We start from the raw sequence: 7,640 nt of genomic DNA, 5'->3' as shown, positions 1-7,640 counted from the left end.
CCAGCGCGGCGCCCGCCGCTCCCGCACCGCCGCCGCGAACGGCACCACCACCGCGAAGAGGGCGATGAGCACCCCGGCGCGGGCCGGGGTGGTGCGGACCGCGCCGTGCGTCTCCAGCAGGAAGACGGCCAGCAGCAGCGCGCCGGGGACCACGCCGCGGCGCAGCGCCGCCGGCCAGGAACCGCGCGGGGCCCGGCCCCGGGTGGCCAGCAGCACGACGGGCAGCAGCAGCAGCGCGGCCAGCCCGAAGCGCACCGCGAGGACGAGCGCCACGGAGGCACCGGTGGCGGCCTGCTGCACCGCCACGAACGAGCAGCCCCAGACGAGGGCCACCGAGAGCACCCCGAGGTCGGGGAGGAGAGCGCGGGAGATCACCCGGGCATGACCTCACGACGGCGACCGTGCAGTCCAGCGACAAGTTCTCCGGTGACCGTGCAGGAGAACTGCACGGTGCGGCGGTCGGCGCCCTGGCACCCTGCGCCCGTGAGCGCACGCATGAAGGGCCGCCACCGCGAGACCGAGCGGCTGCTGACCGACCTCACCCGGTGGGCGCAGGACCAGGTCGACGTCCACGCCGTCGCCCTCGTGGGGTCCCACGCCCGCGGCCGGGCCCGCATGGCCAGCGACGTCGACCTCGTCGTCCTCAGCCCGGCCTTCGCGCGGCTCGCGGCCGACACCACGTGGTTCACCCGGCTGCGGCCCGGCAGCCGGCACGTGCGCAGCGCCACCTGGGGCCCGCTGCTGGAGCGCCGCCACCGGTTGCGCTCCGGGCTGCTCGTCGAGCTCGGCCTGGCGGCGCCGGAGTGGGCCGCCCTGCCCCTGGACGCCGGCACCCACCGCGTCCTGCGCGACGGGCACCGCGTCCTGCACGACCGCCACGGCCTCCTCGCCCGGGCCGCGGCGGCGCTCGACCCCGGCGCGGGCGCACCCGCCACCCCCTAGGGTCTCTCCTGCGGATCCATGGCGCGCTGGTCGGCGGTCGGGTGGATGCACCGCAAGGCCGACGACGTGCCGGTCCCGTTGTCGGATCGGCACGGAGGAGAACGCCGCGGGGCGCCGCCCGGGCGTCGACCAGGAGCCTGGAGATCCGCAGGACAGGCCCTAGTCTCCCTGGGTGCTCGACGTCCGACGGCTGCGCGTGCTGCGGGAGTTCGCCGTCCACGGCACCGTCACCGCCACCGCCCGCGCCCTGGCCTACACGCCCTCCGCCGTCTCCCAGCAGCTCGCCGCCCTGGAGGCCGAGACCGGCCACCGGCTGCTGGAGCGCGCCGGGCGCGGCGTGCGGCTCACCGACGCCGGCCGGGTCCTCGTCGCCCACGCCGACGCCGTCCTCGCCGAGGTGGAGCGCGCCGAGGCCGTCCTCGCCGCCCACGCCGCCGGGGACGTCGGCAGCCTGCGCCTGGCCGCCTTCCCCACCGCCGCCCGCGCGCTGGCCGCCCCCGCCGCCGGCCTGCTGCGCACCACCCACCCCGGCCTCGACGTCGAGCTGACCGAGATGGAGCAGCACGAGAGCCTGCACCTGCTCGCCACGGGCGACCTCGACGCCGTCCTCGGCCACCACGCCGCCGGGCAGCCGCGACCGGGCCCGCGCCCCGTCGCCACCGAGCTGCTGCTGGTGGACCCCGTGCACGTCGCGCTGCCCCGCGACCACCCCCGGGCCGGCGACGCCGTCGTGGACGCGGCCCTGCTGCGGGAGGAGACGTGGCTGGCGGCCCACCCCGACGCCCCCTGCAGCCAGATCCTCGAGGCCACCTGCCGCGCCGCCGGCTTCGCGCCCCGCACCCGGCACCGGGCGATGGACTACGACGTCGTGCTCGCCATGGTCGCCGCCGGCCTCGGCCTCGGCCTCGTCTCCCGCCTCGCCCTCGGGCCGGTGCCGGCGCAGGTGGTGCTGCGGCCGCTGGCCGGCGGCGCCGCCCGCCACGTCTGGCTCGCCACCCGCCCCGGCGGCCTGCAGCGCCCGGCCGTGCGGCACCTCCTCGCGGCCCTGCGCTCGACGGTGCAGACTGCCGTCCCCAGCCCCCCGGCACCGATCCCCGGAGCGACCACGTGAACTCCCGCGACCTCCTCCTCGACGGCTACGGGCGCATCCCGGACCTCGTGCGCGCCGCCGTCGACGGCCTCGACGACGCCCGGCTCGCCGACCGCCTCGACGGCGCCACCAACTCCGTCGCCTGGCTCGTGTGGCACCTCGTGCGCGTGCAGGACGACCACGTCGCCGACGTCGCCGGCCACGAGCAGGTCTGGACCGCCGACGGCTGGGCCCGCCGCTTCGCGCTGCCGCTGGAGGACACCGACACCGGCTACGGCCACGACAGCGGGCAGGTGTCCCTCGTGCGCGCCCCGGCCGACCTGCTCCTGGGCTACCTCGACGCCGTCCACGCCCGCACCACCGCCTACCTGCGGGGCCTCGGCGACGAGGACCTGGACCGGGTCGTGGACGAGCGCTACGACCCGCCCGTGACGCTGGGGGTGCGGCTGGTGAGCGTCCTCGACGACGACCTGGAGCACGCCGGACAGGCCGCCCTGCTGCGCGGCGTGCTGCTGCGCCGCTCGTGAGCGCCCCCGGAGCGGCCCCCGGGGCACCCGGCCTGGGCAGCGCCCCCGTCCAGCCCGGCCGGGCCGATCGGGGCTACGGTGGAACGCGTGCCCGCGCCCTGCCACCCCAGCCCCGGCCTCCCGGCCCGGTGGGAGCCGACGACGGCGTGATCGACGAGCACCCCGCCGCCCCCGGCCCGGACGCACAGCCGCCGCAGGACGACCAGCACCCCGAGCTGGCGGCCGAGCGCGACTACGTCGCCGGCCTCTACGCGCGCCTGGACGCGCTGCGCGAGCAGACCGCCGCGCAGCTGGCCGAGGTGCGCCGCACGAAGGCCACCGGCACCCACCAGAGCCGCTTCGAGCGCGACGCCTTCGCCACCCTCTACGAGGACCGCCTCGCCCAGCTGTGGTCGGTGGAGAACCGGCTCTGCTTCGGCCGCCTCGACCTCACCGCCACCACCACCGACCGCCGCCGCTACGTGGGCCGCATCGGGCTGTCCGACCCGCGCGGAGGCCAGCTCCTCGTGGACTGGCGGGCCCCGGCGGCGCAGGACTTCTACCAGGCCACCGCCGCCTCGCCCCGCGACGTCGTGCGCCGCCGGCACCTGCTCACCGCCGGGCGCCTCGTCACCGGCGTGGAGGACGAGGTGCTCGTCGCCGCCGACGGTGAGCCCACCACGGGCGACGCGGCGCTGCTGGCCGCCGTCAGCGCCCCCCGCACCGGGCGGATGGGCGACATCGTCGCCACCATCCAGGCCGAGCAGGACCGCGTCATCCGCGCCTCCGAGCGGGGCGTGCTCGTCGTGCAGGGCGGCCCCGGCACCGGCAAGACGGCCGTCGCGCTGCACCGCACCGCCTACCTGCTGTACACCCACCGCGAGCGCCTCGCCCGCAGCGGCGTCCTGCTCGTCGGGCCCAGCCCGGTGTTCCTGCGCTACGTCGAGCAGGTGCTGCCCTCCCTGGGCGAGACGGGCGTCGTCACCCTCACCCCCGCCGAGCTGTACCCCGGGACCACCGCCACCGCCGAGGAGACCCCGGCCGCGGCCGCCGTCAAGGGCGACCTGCGCATGGTGGACGTCCTGGCCGCCGCCGTCGCCGCCCGCCAGCGCGTCCCGGCCCGCGGCATCCGCATCGTCGTCGACGGCACGCCGGTGGTGCTGCGCCCCGACGCCGTCGCCGGCGCCCGCGGCAAGGCGCGCCGCAGCCGCAAGCCGCACAACGAGGCCCGCGTGACCTTCGTGAAGGAGGTGCTGGGCTCCCTGGCGCAGCAGCTCGCCCGCGGCCGCGGCGCCGACCTGGCCGAGGAGCGCGCCGACCTGCTGCAGGAGCTGCGCGAGAACGTCGACGTCCGGCGGGAGGTGAACCTGTGCTGGATGCCCCTGACGCCGCAGAAGGTCCTCGGCCGGCTGCTCACCGACCCCGGCGTGCTCGCCGCGGCCGCCGGGCAGCTGACGCCGGCCGAGCGCGCGGCCCTGCTGCGCCCGCCCGAGCGCGCGCAGGAGTGGACCGAGGCGGACGTGCCGCTGCTGGACGAGCTCGCCGAGCTGCTCGGCGAGATCACCGACTCCACCCGCCGCGGCGAGGGCCGCGACGCCGCCGAGCGCGAGAGCGAGATCGCCTACGCCCGGACGGTGCTGGAGACCGCCGGCAACGAGAACGACCTGGTCACCGCGGAGATGCTGGCCGACCGCTTCGGCGTCGACGGGCCCGTGGGCACCGTCGCCGAGCGGGCCGTGGCCGACCGCACCTGGGCGTACGGGCACGTCGTGGTCGACGAGGCGCAGGAGCTGTCGGCGATGGCGTGGCGGCTGCTGGAGCGGCGCTGCCCGAGCCGGTCGATGACCCTCGTCGGGGACGTCGCGCAGACGTCCTCGGAGGCCGGCGCGCGCAGCTGGGGGCAGGTGCTGCGCCCGCTGGTGGACGACCGCTGGCGGCTGGAGGAGCTCACCGTCAACTACCGCACCCCCGCCCGCATCGCGCGCGTGGCGGCGGCGGTGCTGGAGGCCGCGGGCATCGAGGCCGCGGCCCCCACGCCGGTGCGCGAGGGCGAGCACGACCCCGTGGCCGTGCGGCTGGGCCCGGACCCGGCCGCGACCGTGCTCGAGCAGGTCCGCGCCCAGCTGCCGCACCTCGCCGGCGGCCGCCTCGCGGTGCTCACCGCCACCGAGGACGGCGAGCCCGGGGCGGCGTCGCTGCGGGCGGCGCTGCGCGCGGTGCTCGGCGAGCGGGTGGTGGCCGCCGGGCACGACGACCTCGACGCCACCGTCAGCGTCCTCGACGTCCGCCGCGCCAAGGGCCTGGAGTTCGACGCGGTGCTGCTCGTGGAGCCCGCCGAGGTGCTGGCCCGCGGCGCGCGCGGCGCCAACGACCTCTACGTGGCGCTGACCCGCGCGACGCAGCGCCTCGTGGTGCTGCACGCCCGGCCGCTGCCGGCGGGGATGGGCTCGCTGGGCTGAGCCCACCCGCCGCCGGGGCGCGGCCGGTGGGGCGCGTCAGGCGTGGGTGAAGCGGGACACCTGCGCGCGCAGGTCGGCCGCCAGGCGGGACAGCTCGTCGATGGCGCCGCTGGTCCGGTCGATCGCCCCGGCGGTGCCCTGCGCGGTGCCCGCCACCCCGGTGATGCCGGCCGCGATCCGCTCCGCGCCGGCGGCGGCCTCGACGACGTTGCGGGACATCTCGCTGGTGGTGGCCGTCTGCTCCTCCACCGCGGAGGCGATGGTGCCCTGGTAGCTGTGGATGGAGTCGATGATCGTGGAGATCTCCTCGATCGCCGCGACCGCACCGTCGGTGTCGGCCTGGATGGCCTCCACCCGGCGGGTGATGTCCTCGGTGGCGCGGGCGGTCTGCTGGGCCAGCTCCTTCACCTCACCGGCCACCACGGCGAAGCCCTTGCCCATGTCCCCGGCCCGGGCCGCCTCGATGGTGGCGTTGAGGGCCAGCAGGTTCGTCTGCTCGGCGATGGCGGTGATGGCGCGCACGACGTCGCCGATCTCGCGGCTGGAGGCGCCGAGCTTGGAGACGGTGGCGGTGGTGCCGCGCGCCACGTCGACCGCGCGGGCCGCGACGCGGGCGGCCTCGGTGGTGCTGCTGGAGATCTCCCGGATCGAGGCGCCCATCTCCTCCGCGCCCGCGGCGACCGTCTGCACGTTGCCGGAGACCTCCGCCGCCGCCGCGGCGACGCCGTCGGACCGCCCGCGGGTCTCGGCGGCGGAACCGGCGATGCTGGTGGCCGAGTCCGACAGCTCCCCCGCGGCGGCCGCGACGGTGTCCGCGGAGGACACCACCGCGCTCATCACGACCCGCAGCGACGCCAGCGCGCTGTCCAGGGCGGCGGCCGTCTGCCCGACCTCGTCGCGCTGGTCGAGGCCGACGGAGCCGGTGAGGTCTCCCTCGGAGAGCCGCTCGACGGCGTTGCGGACCCGGCGCAGCGGCCCGGTCACGGTGCGGGTCACGGCGACCCCGGCGAGGACCGCGGCGAGCAGCCCGGCGACGAGGACGGCGAGCAGGACGGTGCGCGTGCGCGCGTAGTCCGCGGCCGCCTGCACGGCCTGCGCGGCGGCGGCCTCCTGCCGCTCCCCGGCGATCGCGTCGAGGCCGTCGACCACCGCGGCGCTCGCCGGGGCCAGCTCCTCGGTGCGCATGCGGCTCCAGCCGGCGACGTCCCCGGCCGCCAGCAGCGCGTCGGTCCGGGCGACCAGCCCGAAGAAGTCCTCCACCGCGGCCAGCACGCCCTCCACCTGCGCCCGCTCGGCCGCGGAGGGACGGGTCTCGGCGAGGTAGGCCTCGCCGGCCGCCACCAGCGCCTCGTGGGCCGCCTCGCGGGCGTCGGCGAACTTCTGCTTCTCCTCCGGGGTGGGCGCGGAGGAGCGGCTGGCGGAGGCCCAGCGGACCTGCATGAAGCGGAAGCGCATCTCCTGGGCGAACTGCACGCCCTGCACGTTCTCCTGGTGCATGCTGCGGGTGCCCGCGGCGGTGCTGCTCAGCGCGGTCAGGGCGAGGACGCCGACGAGGACGGCGACGATCCCCGCCGCACCGACGGCGAGGGCGACCTTGACGGCCATCCGCAGGTCACCGAACCGCGTGGACCGGGTGGTGGGCATCATCGGCTCCAGGGGATGCGTGCTGACCGGCGCTTCCGGTCCTCCTCCTCACTCGGCGCGGCGCGGGCCCCCCTTGAGCACCGCGGCGGTCCCACCGCACCACCGGTCGCCCGGCTACCGGGCCTCCAGCCACAGGTGCACGGCCAGGCCCAGACCGGCCAGGGCGACGAGCACCCGCAGCAGGTCCTGCGGCACGCGGCGCACCACCGCCGGCCCGGCCCGTCCACCGGCGACGCACCCCACCCCCAGCGCCAGGGCCGCGGCCCACGACACCGGCCCGAACAGCGCGAAACCCAGCGCCGCCGTGCCGTTGGCGGCACCGAGCAGCACGTTCTTCACGGCGTTGGTCTGCGCCAGCGGCCGGGCGCTGCACACCGACAGCACCGCCAGCAGCAGCACCCCCGCCCCGGCGCCGAAGTAGCCGGAGTAGACGGTCACGACGCCAGTGGCGACCCTCGCCAGGCGGGAGGGAGCGGCACCGGGAACCGGCCGCAGCGCCCGCAGCCGCGGCTGCAGCAGCAGGGCCAGCGCGCCGGCCGCCACGAGGAACGGCACGATCCGCCCGAACGCCCCCGGTGGCGTGAGCAGCAGCAGCGCGGCCCCACCCGCCCCGCCCGCCGCCGCGAGCAGCACCGGCAGCCGCAGCCGGCGGCCCCGGCCGGCCAGCTCCGGGCCCGAGCCGGCGACCGAGCCCACCGAGGAGCCGACGAGGGCGACGCTGTTGGTGACGTTGGCGGCGAGCGGGGGCAGGCCGGCGGCCAGCAGCGCCGGGTACGACACGAGGGAGGCCAGCCCCGCGACCGATCCGACCAGGCCCGCGCCCGTCCCGGCCAGCACCAGCAGGAGCAGGTCGGCGGTGGTCACGGGTGCCGATCCTCGCACCGGTGCCCGGCCCCCGGCGGCGCCCGTCTCCGGGTTCGGGCGCACGGGAGGCCCACCGGTCGCGCCCATCTCCGGGTTCGGGCGCGCGGGCCGGACGCGTCGGAGGCGGCGCCTAGG

The 7,640-nt window shown here is 77.8% G+C and carries 7 protein-coding genes; 4 read left to right on the top strand and 3 right to left on the bottom strand.

All coding sequences use genetic code 11. The features are described 5' to 3' along the window. The coding region (locus tag ABEB16_RS16170) for an EamA family transporter (RefSeq protein ID WP_345713252.1) at positions 1–375 on the bottom strand (375 nt) is incomplete at its 3' end. Positions 376–483: 108 nt separating this feature from the next. On the opposite strand from ABEB16_RS16170, the gene ABEB16_RS16165 reads away from it, so the two are divergent. The 4 genes from ABEB16_RS16165 to ABEB16_RS16150 all read left to right on the top strand — a co-directional run bounded on the left by ABEB16_RS16165 (position 484) and on the right by ABEB16_RS16150 (position 4,997). Beyond that, positions 484–942 carry a nucleotidyltransferase domain-containing protein gene (locus ABEB16_RS16165; protein ID WP_345713251.1) on the top strand — a complete coding sequence of 153 codons (459 nt, stop codon included), beginning with the start codon at positions 484–486 and terminating at the stop codon, positions 940–942. Between the two features lie 172 nt (positions 943–1,114). Next, positions 1,115–2,053, top strand: coding sequence for a LysR family transcriptional regulator (locus ABEB16_RS16160; RefSeq protein ID WP_345713250.1), 939 nt, complete (start codon positions 1,115–1,117; stop codon positions 2,051–2,053). Then, positions 2,050–2,559, top strand: coding sequence for a mycothiol transferase (locus ABEB16_RS16155; RefSeq protein ID WP_345713249.1), 510 nt, complete (start codon positions 2,050–2,052; stop codon positions 2,557–2,559). Before ABEB16_RS16160 ends, ABEB16_RS16155 begins: the two co-directional genes overlap by 4 nt. A 146-nt stretch (positions 2,560–2,705) precedes the next feature. Beyond that, positions 2,706–4,997 (top strand): HelD family protein, encoded by a 2,292-nt coding sequence (locus ABEB16_RS16150; protein WP_345713248.1) that lies wholly within the window; start codon positions 2,706–2,708, stop codon positions 4,995–4,997. 36 nt (positions 4,998–5,033) lie between these two features. Here the strand turns inward: ABEB16_RS16150 and ABEB16_RS16145 are convergent, their stop codons facing one another. Then, positions 5,034–6,641: a methyl-accepting chemotaxis protein gene (locus tag ABEB16_RS16145; RefSeq protein ID WP_345713247.1), complete on the bottom strand. Its 1,608-nt coding sequence runs from the start codon at positions 6,639–6,641 to the stop codon at positions 5,034–5,036. A 114-nt stretch (positions 6,642–6,755) separates the two neighbouring features. Continuing rightward, entirely contained in the window at positions 6,756–7,505 is a 750-nt protein-coding gene (locus ABEB16_RS16140; protein WP_345713246.1) for a sulfite exporter TauE/SafE family protein, read from the bottom strand. Between the last annotated feature and the right edge of the window lie 135 nt (positions 7,506–7,640).

Source organism: Kineococcus glutinatus (assembly GCF_039542765.1).
Lineage (GTDB): Bacteria > Actinomycetota > Actinomycetes > Actinomycetales > Kineococcaceae > Kineococcus_A > Kineococcus_A glutinatus.
Note: the sequence above shows the minus strand (reverse complement) of the source record. Positions and strands in the feature narration are given on the sequence as shown.

Excerpts from the sequence above, each read along its gene's own strand:
- ABEB16_RS16145 (WP_345713247.1), bottom strand. The coding sequence starts at position 6,641 with ATGCCCACCACCCGGTCCACGCGGTTCGGTGACCTGCGGATGGCCGTC.